The 398-nt window shown below is 57.0% G+C and carries 1 protein-coding gene; it reads left to right on the forward strand.

All coding sequences use genetic code 11. The annotated features are described in order from the left end of the window. Positions 1-398: VapE domain-containing protein (locus ACTQ16_RS16845; protein WP_441938590.1), on the forward strand; the 398-nt coding region annotated here is incomplete at both ends.

The following is a 398-nucleotide window of genomic DNA, read 5'->3' on the forward strand; positions in this document are numbered from 1 at the left end:
CAACAGCGACTTCAGCGAGCCGTTCGACCCCTTGGACGATTACCTGCGCAGTCTGCCGAAATGGAAGAAGGGAGAGGATCCCGACTACATCGACCAGCTCGCCGACCGCATCGAGGTGGAGAACCTGCCCGACTACGAGCATACGCAGAGCCTCTTCCGCTATTTCTTCAAGAAGTGGCTGGTGGCAATGGTGGTGGCGTGGGTAACGCTGAAGGTGGTGAACCAGATGATACTCATCTTCGTGGGCAAGGGCGGCATCTTCAAGACCACGTTCTTCCACATGCTGCTGCCCCCACAGTTGCGCCAGTACTTCCTCAACGACTCGACGGGAGCCTATACCGACAAGGACTTCATGGAGGCTTTCAGCAGCAAGGCTCTGCTCTGTCTCGACGAGTTTG

Source organism: Prevotella sp. LCP21S3_D2, assembly GCF_052118345.1.
Lineage (GTDB): Bacteria > Bacteroidota > Bacteroidia > Bacteroidales > Bacteroidaceae > Prevotella.